The sequence below is a fragment of the Thioalbus denitrificans genome (assembly GCF_003337735.1).
Lineage (GTDB): Bacteria > Pseudomonadota > Gammaproteobacteria > DSM-26407 > DSM-26407 > Thioalbus > Thioalbus denitrificans.
Map to the genome: position 1 here is coordinate 207,089 of NZ_QPJY01000004.1, position 15,385 is coordinate 222,473.

Here is a 15,385-nt window from a genome sequence, read left to right on the forward strand (position 1 = left end):
CAGCGGGTACAGTTGTCCTTGTAGAGCTGCGCCCCCTTCTCATACTCGGGGGTGCCCGGCTCCCACGGACCATAACCCGGCTTCGGGTTCATGGGAATGGTCTCGATGTAGGCCACCACGTCGGCCAGCGCCTGGGCGTCACCGATGGACTCCGGCAGGGCGAAGGGATACATGGTGGGGTTGTCGCGGTTCTTGGCGCGGATGTCCGACAGCTGCTTGATCAGCACGTCCGCGTGCTGGCCGGCCAGCTGCGGGAAGGTGCCGTCCTCGGTGCCCCAGCCCTCGGGCAGGTGGCAGGCGGAGCAGACCTCGAACACGTCGCGGCCGTTCACCTTGTCACCATCCAGCGCGATGGCCTCGTCGATTTCACCGCTGTGAACGCTCCACTTGACCTTCTCCCCTTCCGCGGCCCCGGCGGCACCGGCAAAGACGACGCCCAAAGCCACGGCCAGAATCTTGATCATCGGTTTACGCATGATTACTGCCTCCGAACACTTCACTCTATCTCTGAATCCAGACTACCGGGACAACCCAGGCAGCCCCCACTGTGGTTATGCAAACTGACGATGAATCATCCGCTTGGTATATTCCAAACAGTCGAAAATGAACATCGTCCCATTACCGTGTATTTTCCAATCCCCCGCAGATATTGCCTTGACGGTTATCAATATGGGCGATTTTTTTATACCCGGGAATATTTACAGATACCTCACTAAATATACGTCTTTAGATAAATCAGGGCTGCAGACCGGCCAGCCAGGCGGCGATGGTCTTCATCTCATCCTCGTTCACCAGATGCATCACCCCTTTCATGGCGGCGGTCTGGCCGTTGTTGCGGGCGCCACTCTTGATATCCGTCATCTGGTTCAAGATGTACTGCTCGTTCTGCCCGGCGAGCTTGGGGTAGGTGGGCAGGATCGGCTTCTTGCCGTCCGCGCCATGGCAGGCGATACAGGTCTTCTGGGCGTAGAGTGCCGCGCCGTCCTGGGCCTGCACGCTGGTGGTCAGGGCCAGGCCCGCCACGGCGGCGCCCAGCAGCATCATCGTCGACTTGCGCATTGCATTCACCTCGGTCTTCACTGTTACCGGTTTATAAAAAGGGGGGGCATCATTGCCCCCCCTCAACTTCACCTATCCATACTGCATTTATTGTTATTCAAGCGACGTTGGGAAAACCGTTACTTGATCTTCTTGGCGTTGTTCTGCTCAAGATAGGTCTTGGCACGCAGACCGAGGTCGGCGGTCTTAACCTGGTACTGCCACCACTGGTTGGCCCAGAGCATGGCGTTCTGCCAGTCTTCCTTCGCCGCGGCGGCCTCGGACTTGGCCTTGGCATCGGCAGCGAAGTTCAGCTGGTCGGTAGCATCCTCCACCAGGCCCACAACCGTCGGGAAGTCCTTGTAGTTGTGGCTGGTGATGAAGCCCACCACCTCGTCGATCACCGCCTGGGTCGCGATGTTCTCCTTCACCTGCTTCTCGTAGTCGGCCTTGGTGTAGCTGGTACCGACCTCACCCTCGCCGACGGTCGCCTTGTAGCCTTTCGGCTTGACCAGCAGGTAACCCTGCATCTCCAGGTGCAGCGCCGAGCAGAACTCGGTGCAGTAGTAGGGGAACACGCCTTCCTCGGTGGCCATGAGCCGCGCCGTGGAGGTCTTGCCGGGCTCCACGGAGAGCTGCACGTTGTGGCCGTACATCGCGAAGCCGTGCACCTCGTCCTCCGCGCGCTCGAGGTTGGTCAGGTGAATCAGCACCTCGTCGCCCACTTCGGCCTCGATGGTTTCGGGGGTGATGTGGGAGCGGATGAGGGAGCCGAACACCTCCACCTTGCACTTGCCCGAATCGTCGCAGGTCCGCTCGGTCTTCTCGCGGCCGGCGCGGACGGCGTACTCGGATTTGCTGTCGGTGCGGCTGTTCCAGCCGGACTTGTAGCGGACCTCAGGCTGCAGCTTGTCGGCCTTGATGGCGGCCACGTAGTGGGGCTCGCCCAGGGGCAGCGGCATGTCGTAGAGCAGCTCCATCTTGTCACCGCTGATATCGATGAGCTGATGGTTCTGCGGATGCAGCGGACCCACCGGGTTGAAGCGGTCGATGGCCAGCTTGTTCAGCGACACCAGGTACTTGCCGTCAGGATCGACGGTGTCGCCTTCCATGGTCATCAGGTGGCCGACGTTGTAGTGGATGGAGATCTTGTCCAGCACCTTGCCTTCGCAGAAGTCCCACTTGACGATCTGGGAGTCAACGTAGAGCGAGGTGTAGGCGACGCACTTCTTGGAGTCGAACTGGGTATGCAGCGGACCCAGACCCACCTCGAGCTGCAGGTGGAGGACGTCCTGGATGGGAATGATCGGAATCCCGTAGGGGTCCTTGCCCTCGAAGTTCTTGTCCTTGATCGCCTTCTGGATCTTGGCGAAGTCATACACGGACATGTGGGTGTCGAGCTTGCCGTTGACGATGATCTTGGTACCGTCGGGCGTCACGTCCACACCATGGGGGCTCTTCGGCTCGGGAATCAGGAACAGGATACCCTCGGCGATGGACACATCCATCGGGAGAACCTGCATCCCGTTGATCTCGGTCCCCTTGCCCGCCTTCACCAGTTCTGCGGCCTTCTTCCAGTTAACCACGTGGAGGAAGTCGGTATCCTTCGCGGAGCAGCCGGCCTCGTAGGGCGGACGGCCCTTCTCGATGCCGCCGACATAACGCTCGGTGCAGAAGGAGTTGGTGAACGACCAGCCGTAGCTCGGCCCCTTGCCGGCGTCGGAGAGATCCTGGCTGTAGGGCGGAAGCTCGAGGGTGAAGGAGTTCTCGGGCTCGAGGCGCCCCTTCTCCTTGTTGAACTTCCAGTAGGTCACGCCACCGCGATACTCGTCGTTGAACTTCTCGAGGGGGTGGTACTTCTTGTCGTAGGGGGCGGCGTACTGGGTCGCCTCGATGACATACTCGGTGTTGGGTGTGGCGAAGGCGCCGCCGTGCTCGGACTTGAACAGCGGGTTGACCACGATCTGCTTGGTCTCGAAATCGTGCAGATCGATCACCGCCACGCGCGGGTTGGCCTTGTCGTTGATGAAGACGTACTTGCCGTCGTAGTCACCGTCGGTCTCGGAGAAGGCCGGATGGTGGGTGTCACCGTAGTTGATCTCCTTGCCGAGAATGTTGCCCTGGCGCAGCACGGCCTTCGACTCCTCGTCGAAGCCATAGCCCTGCCACGGCTCCGGCGTGAAGACGCCGATGTACTTCAGGATGCGCATGGACGGAATGCCGTAGACGATCATCTGGCCGCTCTGCCCCCCGGAGCTGAGCGCGATGTACTCGTCACGGCCGCCGGAAGGCGTGTAGGTCTTCGCCGCAGCAAGAATGTCCTTCTGGGTCAGACCGCGCGCCTTCATGATGTCCTGCAGGGTGTCCTGGGACCAGGCCGTGCCGGTTACGGCGACGCCCAGCCCGAGCCCTACCAGCAGGGACAGCGTGCGTTTTGTGACAGGTTTCATGTTTCCCCCTTTTTATCCCCGTTCAAACGGATACACCGAGCCTCGTCCGGATCGGTCGAGACGCATTGCAACCTACTGCGGGTCGTTCAACCTTGATGTAGGTCAAAGAATATTCCTGATAGATACTCAGCTTTATCGATAATTGAGAAATGTCAAATAGATGCCTGTCCTAAGGCATATATGTACATGACACATCTGGATTAACAATTCACGACGGACAGCAATTCCATGGATTCGAATGTTCTGAAAAGAGGCGACGGAACCGAAGCGGATCTCCGAATCAGACACACATTTTTGTAAATATATGTGTCGACACAGGACCCGACGCTCTCGCCGCCACTCTATCGGATCGGGTACGCGGCTGGAATCCGGCATGCCCACGCGAGCCGGTCGGCATGAACCATGATGCGCGGACGCCGCACCGGAGGTTTGATTTACATCAAGTCATGCGGAGCCGTTGCTGTGGTCCAATATCGCGCCGTCATCCGCCACATGACCTGCTGCCATGACTCTGCTCCAGCCCGGAACCTCCCCCCGGCGGGGACTCGCGTCCCTGCTACTGGCCTGCCTGCTGCTCGCGGCCGCCGCGCCGTCCCGTGGCGAGGAGGTGGACCTGGAGAACGGCTTCGACATCAACGAGACCTGCGCCGGCTGCCACGGCGTGAACGGGGAAGGCGGCAAGGACGGCGAGTATCCGCGCCTGGCGGGACTGCCCGCGGCCTATCTCGCGCGGCAGCTGCATCTCTACCGGGACCGCGAACGGCCCAACCTGGCCATGATCGAGTACGTGGACGAGCGGCAGATGCCCGATCCAGACATCCGCGACATCGCCGCCTACCTCGCCGCCATCGAGCTGCCCATTCGCATGCCCGACCTGCCCGAGGACGCCACTTCGCTGGAAAAGCTGAGGGCCGCCGAGAAGGTATTCAACGTCCCCAGGGTGGAGGGTGATCCGGACGCCGGGCAGAAGATCTACAAGCGCGAGTGCGCCTCCTGCCATGGTCCGGAGGGCTGGGGCGACGAGTCGGAAGCGGTGCCGATGCTGGCGGGCCAGTACACCCAGTATCTGTGGCGCTCGGTGGACAAGTATCTCAAGGGAACACGCATCCACGACCCCTCCGATCCTGAGTACAGGCTGCTGGCCGAGTTTTCCGAGACCGAGATTCGCGATATCTTCGCCTATCTGTCCACCGTGGATGACCAATAGGAAGAAGGATGTCCCCTCGTACCGCACGCCTGCTTCTCTGGGGTCTCATCGCCCTGCTGCTGGCGGCAATCGCCGGCTACGCCATCTACAAGGTGCAGCCCCTGCTCAATCCCAAGGTGGTGGCCCGGGCCCCCGTGGACGTCTCCTGCAACCTGCGTGATCATCCCTGCAGCGTGGTATTCGACGACGGCACCCGGGTGGAGCTGAGCATCGAGCCCCGCTACATCCCGCCGCTCAAGCCCCTGCAGGTGGAGGTGCGGGTGGAGGGCCGGGAGACCTCGGGGGCGGAGATCGACCTGGTGGGACTGAACATGAACATGGGCTACAACCGTCCGGTGCTGTCCCAGGCCGGGCCCAACCTTTACCGCGGCACGCTCACCATTCCCGTATGCGTGCGCAACCGCATGGACTGGGAGGCCACCATCCTGCTGCGCACCAGCGCGGGGCTAATCGCCGCGCCCTTCCGCTTCTCCACCCTCAAGGCCCACGCCTACGAGAAGCCATGACCATCTCACGTCCCTGGCTGGTGTTCACCGCCGCACCGCACCGGATGATGTTCTTCGGCGGGGCCGTGCAGCTGGTGGCGGTGATGCTCTACTGGAGCACCGAGCTGGCCGGCCGCTACACCGGTGCGTGGTCACCGCCGGCGACCGTCATCCCCGCCCTCTGGGCCCACATGGCGCTGATGCTCTACGGGCTGTTCAGCTTCTTCTTCTTCGGCTTCCTGATGACCACCTACCCGCGCTGGATGCGCGGAAAGGAAATTCCCCGCCCGGCCTATGTCCGCACCTTCCTGCTGCTGGCCGCCGGCACCCTGCTCTTCTACCCCGGCCTGTTCACCGCGATACCGGTACTGCTCGCGGGCGTTGTGCTGTGGCTGGCGGGACTGGCCTCGGGCATGGCGGCCCTGTGGCGGGTCTACCGCACCGCCCCCACCGACGACCGGTTCTATGAAACCTGGCTCAACGGCGCCTTCTGCGCCGGCTGGCTGGGGCTGGCAGCCTTCGCGGCCTGGCTGTTGGACCCGCGGCCGGTCTGGCTGCAGCTGAGCCTGAACCTGGGCCTGTGGCTGTTCCTGGCGCCGGTGCTGAGTACCGTCGCCCACCGCATGATCCCCTTCTTCACCGGCGTGGTGGTGCCCGACTACCGCGAGGTGCGGCCGCGCTGGAGCCTGTGGCTGCTGAACGGGGGGCTGGCCCTGCATGGCCTGCTGGCGGTGCTGGACCTGCGGCCGTGGCTGTTCGCGGTGGACCTGCCGCTCGCGGCACTGGCCTTCTGGCACAGCCGCGCCTGGCGCTTCCGCGCCGGCCTCACCGTGCGCCTGCTGGCGGTGCTGCACATCGCCTATCTCTGGTTCGGCATCGCCCTGCTGCTCTACGGACTCCAGAGCCTGGCGCTGGCCGTCACCGGCACCCTGTGGCTGGACAAGGCGCCGCTCCACGCCTTCGGCATCGGCTTCGTCACCTCCATGCTCATCGGCATGGCCTCCCGGGTGAGCCTGGGCCACTCCGGCCGCCCGCTGGAGGCGGACACCTTCACCTGGCTCTGCTTCCTCGGCGTCTCCCTCGCCGCGCTGCTGCGCATCGCCGGCGAGTGGCCGCCCCTGTGGCCCGCCCTCGGCATCCATCCGAACCTGCTCGCCGGCTTCGCCTGGCTCGGTTTCGTGGGCGCCTGGGTGGCCCGCTTCCTGCCCATCTACCTGCGTCCCCGGATCGACGGCCGACCCGGCTGAGCACGCCGGGCACCTGAACGGACCGGGGCAGTCCCCCACCGCCGCGCCTTTCCGCACCCCTGTCGGGGCTCTGCATGAGACCTTGCATGGGCTTGGGTCTGCAACTGTCTGATATCGATTTGATTGTCTACAATAATCAAAGGTTTTTTAGATCTTGGCCGACATGACCCTGGAGTGATGTAGCAACCTCCCATACCCAGCAGGGACGCGCCCATGGCCGGAACGCCCAATCGGATCGCAGCAGACGGCAAGGCGGGCCGGGCAGCACTCCGGCAGCGGCTTCCGGTGCTGCTCCTGGCGCTTCTGGGCACCCTGTTGACCCTCGGTGCCTACCTCCAGGCACACCGGCAGATGGCACACCTGGAGTCCGCCGAGCTCGAGCGGCGCGCAGCGGAATATGCCACGGAGATCCAGCACACCCTCGACATGAACCTGGAGATACTGGAGGGTGTGGGGGCTCTGTTCGATGCCTCCCGCGAGGTGAGCCGCACCGAGTTCGAGGCTTACGGCCGCTACGCCCTCGCCCACCACGGCGAGCTGCAGGCCCTGGAATGGGCACCGCGGGTGCCGGCGGCCTACCGTGCCAACTATGAGACCGCCGCCCGCGCCGAGGGACTGGAGAAATTCCGGATTGTCGAGCGGGCCCCGGACGGCGGCTTGCAACCGGCCGGCGACCGTTCTGAATACTTTCCCGTATTTTATCGATTCCCGGACGCGGACGCTGAAAGCCCCTATGGCCTCGACCTGGGAAGCGATCCCCGGCAACGGCCCGTCATCGAACAGGCCAGGGAACGGGGCGGCACCGTGGCTGCGGTACCCCGGCATGCGGTGGGCACCGCCCGGGATGGAAGGCTCCTGATCGTACTGCCCGTATACCGGACCAGCCGGTCCGGGCAGGAACTGGATGGGCCCCTCACCAGCACCCCCCCCTATGGCTTCCTCGTCGCCATCATCCGGATCAGGGAGATGATCGACGCAGCACTGCGGCTGTTTCCGGCGGACGAGCTGAACCTCCGCCTCGACGATTCCGGGCACGGGAACGAGATGCCCGCGAGTCTCTACGTCAACGGCACGGACTACCTGCCCGGCGCGGATGACCTGCGCTTCGACATCGAGCTGCCCGGCAGCTCCTGGGTGCTGTCCATCGCGCCCGGCCCCGCATTCGGTGCCGGCCACTACCATCAATGGCCCCTGCTCCTGCTCGTCTTCGGACTGGTGTTCACCTTTTCCTTCACCGCCTATCTGGACACCATGCGGCGCCGCTCCGCCACCCTCGGGGCCATGAACCGGGCCCTGGCCGAGTCCCGGGATCGGATCGAGCAGGCCCACCGGGAATGGGTCGAGGCCTTCGACGCGGTACCGGATCCCATTTTCGTGCACGATTCCGAAGGCAGGCTGGTGCGTGCCAACCGCGCCTACGCCGAGGCTGCGGGCCTGCCCTTCAAGGAGATGCTCGGCCGTCCCTACTGGGAGGTGTTCCCGCGCGGCGACGGACCGTTCCCCGGCTGCAGTCTCCATGATGAATACTCGGAAGAGCCGTACGAAATGACCCTGGCAGGGCGACACTACGCTGCCCGTAGCTTCAGGCTCCACAATGGCGAAATCCGGCCGCGATCCGGCATCCACATCCTCCAGGACATCACCGCCCGCCGCAGTGCGCAACAGGAGATGCTGGAGGCCCACCGCCGGGCCCAGCGCTACCTGGACGTGGTCAACGTCATGATCCTCGCCCTGGATCCCGAGGGGCACATCACCCTGATCAACCGCCGCGGCTGCGAGATACTGGGCTACCCGGAGGAGGAACTGATCGGCTGCGACTGGGTCGAGCAATGCATCCCGGAGCCGCAGCGGGAGGAGGTCCGCGCCCTGTTCCAGCAGCACTTGGACAGCATGCCCGTCGAGCACGCGGAGGGCCCGGTCCTGACCCGGGACGGACAGGTGCGCTTCATCAGCTGGCACAACACGCTGCTGCACGATCAGGCGGGCCGGCCCATCGGCACCCTCTCCTCGGGCCAGGATGTCACCGGGCAGCGCGCCGCCGAAGCCGCCCTGCGCACCAGCGAGGAGCGGCTCTCGCTGATGCTCGAGGGCACCGAGGACGGCCTGTGGGACTGGGACCTGGTGAATGACAGCGTCTACTTCTCACCCCGCTGGAAGGCGATCATCGGCTACGCTGTGGCGGAAATCGGCAACAGTGCCGACGAGTGGCAAAGGCGCATCCACCCCAAGGACCGTGAAACCACCCTGGCGGAGGTGGAGCGTGTCCTGCAGGGCGATGCCGAGCGTATCGACCTGGAGTTCAGGATGCGCCATCGCGATGGTCACGATGTCTGGATCCAGAGCCGCGGCCGCGTATTCCGCGACAGTACAGGCAGGCCCGTGCGCATGGTGGGCGCCCACACCGACATCACCGCCCGCCGGGAATTCCAGATCCGGGAGCACGCGCTCCTGGAGGCGCTGCGCGAGCGGGTGAAGGAGATCGACTGCCTCTACCAGGTGACGCGCCTGGCCACCGACACCGAACAGCCCCTGGAGCAGGTGCTGCAGCGGATTGCCGATACGCTGCCCGGGGGTTGGCAATACCCGGACAAGGCCGCCGCCCGGGTCAGGCTCGGGGAGAGCAACCTCACCAGCCGCGATTACCGCCCCACCGAGTGGACCCTGCGGGCGCCCATCCCGCTGCCCGATCCGCCCGACGGCGAGGTGGAACTGTGCTACCTGGAGCCGCTGCCGGAGGCGGATCACGGCCCCTTCCTGGACGAGGAGATGGCGCTCATCGAGTCGGTGGGCGTGCAGCTGGGGCAGCTCATCGCCCAGCGCCGCCATGCCGAGAGCCTGCACCGCCTCAACCGCACCCTGCGCACCCTCAGCCAGAGCAATACGGCCCTGGTCCGCGCCGGCAGCGAGGTGGAGCTCAACCAGTCCCTGTGCGATGTCATGGCCCGGCAGGGCGGCTATCCCCTGGTCTGGGTCGCCCATCGCGGCGACAGGCCGGCCGCCGGCATGCAGATCCGGGCCGTGGCCGGCACCCTCTCCACGTGGGAGGAGTTACTGAGTTGCGCGGGAGCGATCAATACCGGTGCATCCGCCGACCTGGCGCTGAGCACGGGCAACGGCGACAGCTCCTGCGTCGTTCTGCCCCTGCTCGAGGCGGGGCATGTATTCGGCGTGCTCGGCGTCTGCGCGGCGCCGCAGCAGGAGTTCACCACCGAGGAGGTGGCGCTGCTGGAGGAACTCGCCAACGACCTCGCCTTCGGCATCCGCAGCCACCGCACCTCAGACGAACGCGACCGCGCCCGCGAAGCGCTGGGGAAGGTGCTGTTCCAGACCATCGAGGCCATCTCCCGCACCGTGGAGATCCGCGATCCCTACACCGCCGGCCACCAGCGCCGGGTGGCCCTGCTGGCCGAGGCCATCGCCCGCGAGTTGGGCTGGAGCGAGGATCGCATCGAGGGGCTGCGCCTCGGCGCCATCATCCACGACATCGGCAAGATCTACGTGCCGGCCGAGATTCTCAACCGCCCGGGCCGCCTGACACCGCAGGAGTTCGGCATCATCCAGCAGCATCCCCAGGTGGGCCACGACATCGTACGGGGCATCTCCTTCCCGTGGCCGGTGGCGGAGATGATCCTGCAGCACCACGAGCGCCTCGACGGCAGCGGCTACCCCAACGGCCTGGCCGGGGACGCCATCGTGGAGGAGGCCCGCATCCTGGCGGTGGCCGACGTGGTGGAGGCTATCAGCGCCCACCGGCCCTACCGCCCCGCGCTGGGTCCGGAGAAGGCGCTGGCGGAGATCCGCAGCGGTCGCGGCGGGCGCTACGACGCCGACATCGTGGACACCTGCGTGCGGCTGTTCGAGGAGGCCCGCTTCCAGTGGCCCGACGAGACGGGGCCGGGGAGTTACTGATGGCAGCCTGTCGCGCCGGCACGGGGTCCCCGTTCCACGCCCGCCTCGGTGATCCAGGCGCTCACCAGGCGGGCCGGCGTCACCTCGAAGTAGGGATTCATCACCCGTACGCCGGGCAGCTCCGGCGCACCCAGCTCGGCCGGATCCATCTCCTCCAGTTCGGGCCCCTCCGATGAGGGCGACAGGCGCTTGAAGCTCTCGCAGCAGACATAGAAGGGGATGCCGTTGTCCCGGGCAGTCAGCGCCAACAGGTAGGTACCGGTCTTGTTCACCACTGCGCCATCGGCCGTCAGGGCGTCGGCGCCCACCAGTATCGCATCGGCACCGGCCGCGTAACGGCCCAGCGCCGCGTCGGTGACCAGCGTGGTGGGTATGTGCCATGCCGAGAGAGCGGCGGCCAGGCGGTGACCCTCGTTCAGGGGACGCGATTCGGCCACGATGGCCCGCACTCCCGCCTCCCGCAGCTTTTCGAATACCGCGGCCACGGTCGAGCTCAGGCTCAGGGTGGCGATGGTGCATCCCGCCCCGAGGCGGGTGGCGGCATGTCCGGCGGCCCTGTCCACCGCCCGTTTCGACTCCGCCGCCACGGACTCCGCGGCCCCGGCCGCGGTGGCGCGGGCCTCGGCGAGGGGTAGATGCCCACAACGGGCCAGTTCGCCCTTCCAGCGCCCGAGCAGGTTGTACAGCGGCGCCATGCTCGGCCGGGTGGCGACGAGGAAATCCGCGGCCGCGCACAAGTCCGCCACCAGTGTCGCCGGGTCCGGAGCGGCGGTGCGACGGGCCAGTTCGGAGAGGAACTCCAGGGACTGCCGGGCCAGTTCACTGGCGCCGTGGAGGCGATCCGCCGCGAGCCGGGCGCGGAATTCGGCGACGGGATCAGCCACCCGCCGCCTCCCGTTCCAGGCAGGCGGCCAGGGCCTCGGCCAGGGCCGGCACGGTGGCGTATTCGCCGAGGTCCGCTGGCCGGACCCAGCGCAACTCCAGGTTCTCCCAGTCCAGCCTCACCGCGTCGGGATCGTCCACCTCGAACAGGAAGGGATGCACCACCCAGCAACGCCCCACTGCCGCATCCTCGATTTCCAGCGGGGGCGCGGCGCTCACCAGGCGCGGGACGGCAGACGGGATCCCCGTCTCCTCCTCCACCTCGCGCCGGGCCTGATCCAGGGGGTCGGCATCCTCCAGGTAGCCGCTGATCCCCGACCAGAGCCCCTGGTAGGTGCCGACCCGCCCGCTGCGCCTGACCAGCAGCACCCTGTCACCGTGACGCAGGAAGGCGGTCACGACGTGGCGCCGCTCGGGGGAGCCGGCAGCCACCCCGCCCTACCCGACCACGTGGTGCTTGCCGGCCACGCGCACCGTGCTGGCCTGGGGCCCCTGCTCCCCCTGCTCCTCGTGGAAGAACACCTCGGTGCCCACCGCGAGCTGCTCGAAGCTGCCGTCGAGCACGCTGTTGCGGTGGAAGTAGATCACCCGTCCGTCGGGCGTCTCGATCTTGCCGTAATCCTCCGTCGGCAAAAGTCCGAGGACGCGGCCGTAGGCCGGTTCCTCGTGCGCCTTGACGAAGCCGCGCGACTTGCGCACGCGGTCTTCCAGTTGCCGCTGGAGCGCGGCGAAGGCATCGCGCAGCGCCACGTAGACATCCTCGTGGGAGCGGTCATCGTGGTGACGTCCACCGCTGACCACCAGCTCCCCCTCGGGGACGGTGGCATCGATGCGCACGTGGAAGCGCTTGCCCTTGTGGTGACGGCCGTGAGGTGATTCCACCACCACGCGGCAACTCATGATGTCGCCGAAGAAGCGCTCGAGCTTTTCCGCCTTTTCCTGGATGCGTGCCTCCACGGCGGGCGAGGGTTCCATGTCGCGGAAGGTGATCTGCAAGGGCAGTTTCATAGGGTTCTCCCCCCTGCGTAGCGGGTTGTTCGCCCCGGTGACGGGGACAAGAAGCCTGTCGGACTTGAGGCTGATCTACTGCGCCGGCGGGACAGCGGCCCATATGAGGCCGATTTTTCGTTACATAGACCCACTATGCGCCTCAAAATCGGCCCCATCTGTCCTCGCTCTCCCACTCGGCTCGCTACGATCGCTCAAGTCCGACAGGCTCCTAGAGGGTCGGCCGCCCGGGCTGGGCGTGGGTACGCTCATACTCGGCCTGGCAGTCCACGCAGCGCTCGGCCGTTGGATAGGCCTGCAGACGCTCGTGGCCGATATCCGTCTGGCACTCCCGGCAGATACCGTAGAGATCCTGGGCCATGCGCCCCAGGGCGGTCTCCAGTGCCCGGATCTCGTGCACATGGCGATCGATGTCGGCCAGCGTGACATCCACCAGCAGGTCGGCCAGGGACTGGTCCTCCAGGTCGTGCACCTGCCCGGCCAGTTCCCCGTAGTGCTCCTCGTCCGCGCGCAGGAGAATTTCGCGCACCTCGGCACGCTTGTCCTCCAGGCGCGTCCGGATTTGCTGCTTGAGGCTCTTGAGCTGGGGGGCGGTGAGTCGTTCTGCCATGACCTGCTCCTGCTGCCGGATGGATGTCCGGGTGGCTGGCCCGGCTCTGTGGCGGGGTGGGCCATTGCACCCGCCCTCACTCCTATTATGGTCCGGGTTTCGTCTCCCTGCAGTGCCGGCGCCCGACGGACGCCGCCCGCGCCCCGGGGCGCCGTCACAGCCCGTCGAGGTAGCCGGGGCCGAGTTGCCGCATCTGGGCCAGGATCCAGGCCTGGCGTTCGCGCTCCACGGCACCGGGGGCGCTCACCGAGCGCTGCAGCGGGTTGGGAAGCACCGCCGCCAGCAGCGCCGCCTGCGCCTCGTCGAGCCGGGACGGCTCCACGCCCAGGAAGCGCCGGCTGGCCGCCCCCACGCCGAAGGTGAGGGGGCCGAGCTCCGCCACGTTCACATACATCTCCAGGATCCGGCGCTTGCCCCAGGCCAGCTCGATGAGGACCGTGTAGTAGGCCTCCAGGGCCTTGCGCAGCCAGCTCCTGCCCGGCCACAGGAAGACGTTCTTCGCCACCTGCTGGGACAGGGTGCTGGCGCCCCGCAGCCGCCCGCCGCGAGCGGCATCCTCCACCGCGTCGGCGATGGAATCCAGGTCGAAGCCGAAATGCACGGGGAATTTCTGGTCCTCGGCGGCCACCACCGCGAGCAGGAAGCGGGGCGACACCTCCGCGAGGTCCACCCACCGGTAGTGGAGCCGCGCGCCGGACGGCGCCTCGAACCAGCGCTGGATCATCAACAGGGTCAGCGGCGGGTCTGCGAAGCGCCATAGCGCCACCGGCAGCAGGCTCAGGAGCAGCAGGGCCAGGAGCAGGCGCAGGATCAGTCGGCGCAGCCGGTTTGCTTTGCTTTTACGGCGCATGGGAGTAGCCGGAACGGGTGCCGTCGGAGCCGCATTGTCCCTTGCCGGCGGCAGGCTGGGCAATCGGTCCGATTGTTGAAAGGTTGAACTGTACCGATCGGTCTATTAGATTAGTGGATATGAAACCGGAATCGGATACCCGTCGGCGCATCATCGACAGCGCGGCCGACCTGTTCCACGCCCGCAGCTACGGCGAGGTGGGCGTGGCGGCCATCTGCGCGCATGCGGGGGTGACCAAGGGAAGTTTCTTCCACTTCTTCCCCAGCAAGCGGGACCTGGCGCTGGCCGTCATGGATCGCTACCGGGAGCAGTTCTCCGAGGAGATCTTCGCCCGCGCCCTCGACCCGCGCCTCCCGCCCCTGGAGCGCCTCGATCGCTTCGTGGAGGTTCTCCATGCCTTCCAGAAGTCCCGGGCCGAGACGGCCGGCCACATGCCCGGCTGCCCGTTCGGCAACCTGGCCATGGAGCAGGGCACCCAGGACGAGATCCTGCGCCGCAAGGTGGACGGCATCCTGCGCGCCCTGGCCGGACACTTCGAGACCCTGGTGGCCGAGGCGGTGGAGCGGGGAGATATTGAAGCCGACGTGGACCCGGCCGCCACCGCCGAGGCGATGATGGGCTACCTGGAAGGAATTCAGCTGCTGGCCAAGGCCCGCAACGACCCGGAGATGCTCCGCCGGCTGGGACCGGTGGTGAAGACGATCCGGGTGCTCAAGTCGGGGTGATTTTTTTTACCCCGGGACTAGACCAACCGGTCTATTTAATCGAAAGGAGAAAAACCATGGATGCAACCCAACAGACCCTCGACGCCCGCGGACTCAACTGCCCCCTGCCCATCCTCCGGACCCGCAAGTCGCTCGGCGCCATGGACGCCGGGGAGACCCTGCAGGTGCTCGCCACCGATCCCGGCTCGGTCAAGGACATGGAGTCCTTCTGCGCCCAGACCGGCAACGAGCTGGTCTCCTCCGGCCAGGAGGACGGCCAGTTCGTCTTCCTGATCCGCAAGGCCTGAGCGCGATCCCAGGGGCGGACGCTTCGCGTCCGCCCCGACCCCCACCCGAAGGAGAGCCGCCATGAGTGCGAACCCCCACATTCCCGTTTCCGACCCCGCGGCGCTGGACGCCTGGTTCGACCGCCGCTTCGAGGAGAAGATGGCCGCGCGCGAGGCCGGCCACGTGCCGTCCATGACCCTGATTGCCACCAAGGGCACCCTGGACATGGCCTACCCGCCCTTCATCCTCGCCTCCACCGCCGCCGCCCTCGGCTGGGAGGTCTCCATCTTCTTCACCTTCTACGGTTTGGCGCTGCTGAAGAAGGATCTGGACCTGAAGGTCACCCCGCTGGGCAATCCCGCCATGCCCATGAAGCTCCCGAGCGGCCCGGCGTGGCTGCGCGACCACGAGCTCAACATCCCCACCGCCCTGATGGCGGCGGTTCCCGGCTTCGAGGGACTGGCCACCGCGATGATGAAGAAGACCCTCAGCAACAAGGGGGTGGCGGCCATCGAGGAGCTACGCGAGCTCTGCGTGGAGGCCGACGTGAAGCTGGTGGCCTGCCAGATGACCGTGGATCTGTTCGGCTGGGAGAAGGAGGACTTCATTCCCGGCGTGAGCGACTGGGTGGGCGCTGCCAGCTTCCTGCCCACCGCCCTGAAGGCCGACGTCAACCTCTTCGTCTGAACCGGCGCCAGCGCCCCGGA

At 66.1% G+C, this 15,385-nt stretch carries 15 protein-coding genes; 7 read left to right on the forward strand and 8 right to left on the reverse strand.

Annotation, left to right across the window (positions count from 1 at the left end):
- The 3 genes from DFQ59_RS10910 to nosZ all read right to left on the reverse strand — a co-directional run.
- Positions 1-476 (reverse strand): c-type cytochrome (locus DFQ59_RS10910; protein WP_147275235.1); only part of this gene is annotated, 476 nt, incomplete at its 3' end.
- A 259-nt stretch (positions 477-735) separates the two neighbouring features.
- Positions 736-1,059 (reverse strand): c-type cytochrome, encoded by a 324-nt coding sequence (locus tag DFQ59_RS10915; RefSeq protein ID WP_114279786.1) that lies wholly within the window; start codon positions 1,057-1,059, stop codon positions 736-738.
- A gap of 119 nt (positions 1,060-1,178) precedes the next feature.
- Positions 1,179-3,488 (reverse strand): Sec-dependent nitrous-oxide reductase, encoded by a 2,310-nt coding sequence (gene nosZ, locus DFQ59_RS10920; RefSeq protein WP_114279731.1) that lies wholly within the window; start codon positions 3,486-3,488, stop codon positions 1,179-1,181.
- A 505-nt stretch (positions 3,489-3,993) separates the two neighbouring features.
- Between nosZ and DFQ59_RS10925 the strand changes: the two genes are divergently transcribed.
- The 4 genes from DFQ59_RS10925 (at position 3,994) to DFQ59_RS10935 (ending at position 10,336) form a co-directional block, all read left to right on the forward strand.
- The gene (locus DFQ59_RS10925; protein ID WP_114279732.1) at positions 3,994-4,695 is read left to right on the forward strand and encodes a c-type cytochrome; all 702 of its coding nucleotides are present in this window, start codon (positions 3,994-3,996) and stop codon (positions 4,693-4,695) included.
- Positions 4,696-4,703: 8 nt separating this feature from the next.
- Positions 4,704-5,201, forward strand: coding sequence for a hypothetical protein (locus DFQ59_RS19555; protein ID WP_147275230.1), 498 nt, complete (start codon positions 4,704-4,706; stop codon positions 5,199-5,201).
- Positions 5,198-6,427, forward strand: a complete 1,230-nt coding sequence (locus DFQ59_RS10930; protein WP_170142131.1) for an NnrS family protein — start codon at positions 5,198-5,200, stop codon at positions 6,425-6,427. Before DFQ59_RS19555 ends, DFQ59_RS10930 begins: the two co-directional genes overlap by 4 nt.
- A 213-nt stretch (positions 6,428-6,640) precedes the next feature.
- Positions 6,641-10,336, forward strand: coding sequence for a PAS domain S-box protein (locus DFQ59_RS10935; protein WP_114279734.1), 3,696 nt, complete (start codon positions 6,641-6,643; stop codon positions 10,334-10,336).
- On the opposite strand, the gene DFQ59_RS10940 is transcribed toward DFQ59_RS10935, so the two are convergent.
- From DFQ59_RS10940 to mtgA, 5 genes are all read right to left on the reverse strand, one after another.
- Complete coding sequence (locus tag DFQ59_RS10940; protein WP_114279735.1) at positions 10,330-11,220, reverse strand: eIF2B alpha/beta/delta subunit family protein; 891 nt, start codon at positions 11,218-11,220, stop codon at positions 10,330-10,332. The two genes, DFQ59_RS10935 and DFQ59_RS10940, sit on opposite strands and share 7 nt — an antisense overlap.
- Positions 11,213-11,650 (reverse strand): NUDIX domain-containing protein, encoded by a 438-nt coding sequence (locus DFQ59_RS10945; protein ID WP_114279736.1) that lies wholly within the window; start codon positions 11,648-11,650, stop codon positions 11,213-11,215. The genes DFQ59_RS10940 and DFQ59_RS10945 overlap by 8 nt, the downstream gene beginning before the upstream one ends.
- Positions 11,651-11,656: 6 nt before the next feature.
- Positions 11,657-12,226 carry an HPF/RaiA family ribosome-associated protein gene (locus DFQ59_RS10950; RefSeq protein WP_114279737.1) on the reverse strand — a complete coding sequence of 190 codons (570 nt, stop codon included), beginning with the start codon at positions 12,224-12,226 and terminating at the stop codon, positions 11,657-11,659.
- Positions 12,227-12,437: 211 nt separating this feature from the next.
- On the reverse strand, positions 12,438-12,836 hold the full coding sequence (locus DFQ59_RS10955; protein WP_114279738.1) for a TraR/DksA family transcriptional regulator: 399 nt from the start codon (positions 12,834-12,836) through the stop codon (positions 12,438-12,440).
- Positions 12,837-12,990: 154 nt separating this feature from the next.
- Positions 12,991-13,686: a monofunctional biosynthetic peptidoglycan transglycosylase gene (gene mtgA, locus DFQ59_RS10960; protein WP_114279739.1), complete on the reverse strand. Its 696-nt coding sequence runs from the start codon at positions 13,684-13,686 to the stop codon at positions 12,991-12,993.
- Between the two features lie 119 nt (positions 13,687-13,805).
- Between mtgA and DFQ59_RS10965 the strand changes: the two genes are divergently transcribed.
- The 3 genes from DFQ59_RS10965 (at position 13,806) to dsrE2 (ending at position 15,365) form a co-directional block, all read left to right on the forward strand.
- A complete protein-coding gene (locus DFQ59_RS10965) occupies positions 13,806-14,411 on the forward strand; it encodes a TetR/AcrR family transcriptional regulator (RefSeq protein ID WP_114279740.1) in 606 nt (201 codons plus the stop codon).
- 56 nt (positions 14,412-14,467) lie between these two features.
- A complete protein-coding gene (locus DFQ59_RS10970) occupies positions 14,468-14,698 on the forward strand; it encodes a sulfurtransferase TusA family protein (RefSeq protein ID WP_114279741.1) in 231 nt (76 codons plus the stop codon).
- 139 nt (positions 14,699-14,837) lie between these two features.
- The gene (gene dsrE2, locus DFQ59_RS10975; RefSeq protein WP_114279787.1) at positions 14,838-15,365 is read left to right on the forward strand and encodes a sulfur carrier protein DsrE2; all 528 of its coding nucleotides are present in this window, start codon (positions 14,838-14,840) and stop codon (positions 15,363-15,365) included.
- The last annotated feature ends 20 nt before the right edge of the window (positions 15,366-15,385 follow it).

What these genes read in the sequence shown, in the direction of transcription:
- DFQ59_RS10915 (WP_114279786.1), bottom strand. Translation starts at nt 1,059, where the DNA reads ATGCGCAAGTCGACGATGATGCTGCTGGGCGCCGCCGTGGCGGGCCTG.
- nosZ (WP_114279731.1), bottom strand. Translation starts at nt 3,488, where the DNA reads ATGAAACCTGTCACAAAACGCACGCTGTCCCTGCTGGTAGGGCTCGGG.
- DFQ59_RS10925 (WP_114279732.1), top strand. Translation starts at nt 3,994, where the DNA reads ATGACTCTGCTCCAGCCCGGAACCTCCCCCCGGCGGGGACTCGCGTCC.
- DFQ59_RS19555 (WP_147275230.1), top strand. Translation starts at nt 4,704, where the DNA reads ATGTCCCCTCGTACCGCACGCCTGCTTCTCTGGGGTCTCATCGCCCTG.
- DFQ59_RS10930 (WP_170142131.1), top strand. Translation starts at nt 5,198, where the DNA reads ATGACCATCTCACGTCCCTGGCTGGTGTTCACCGCCGCACCGCACCGG.
- DFQ59_RS10935 (WP_114279734.1), top strand. Translation starts at nt 6,641, where the DNA reads ATGGCCGGAACGCCCAATCGGATCGCAGCAGACGGCAAGGCGGGCCGG.
- DFQ59_RS10950 (WP_114279737.1), bottom strand. Translation starts at nt 12,226, where the DNA reads ATGAAACTGCCCTTGCAGATCACCTTCCGCGACATGGAACCCTCGCCC.
- DFQ59_RS10955 (WP_114279738.1), bottom strand. Translation starts at nt 12,836, where the DNA reads ATGGCAGAACGACTCACCGCCCCCCAGCTCAAGAGCCTCAAGCAGCAA.
- mtgA (WP_114279739.1), bottom strand. Translation starts at nt 13,686, where the DNA reads ATGCGCCGTAAAAGCAAAGCAAACCGGCTGCGCCGACTGATCCTGCGC.
- DFQ59_RS10965 (WP_114279740.1), top strand. Translation starts at nt 13,806, where the DNA reads ATGAAACCGGAATCGGATACCCGTCGGCGCATCATCGACAGCGCGGCC.
- DFQ59_RS10970 (WP_114279741.1), top strand. Translation starts at nt 14,468, where the DNA reads ATGGATGCAACCCAACAGACCCTCGACGCCCGCGGACTCAACTGCCCC.
- dsrE2 (WP_114279787.1), top strand. Translation starts at nt 14,838, where the DNA reads ATGGCCGCGCGCGAGGCCGGCCACGTGCCGTCCATGACCCTGATTGCC.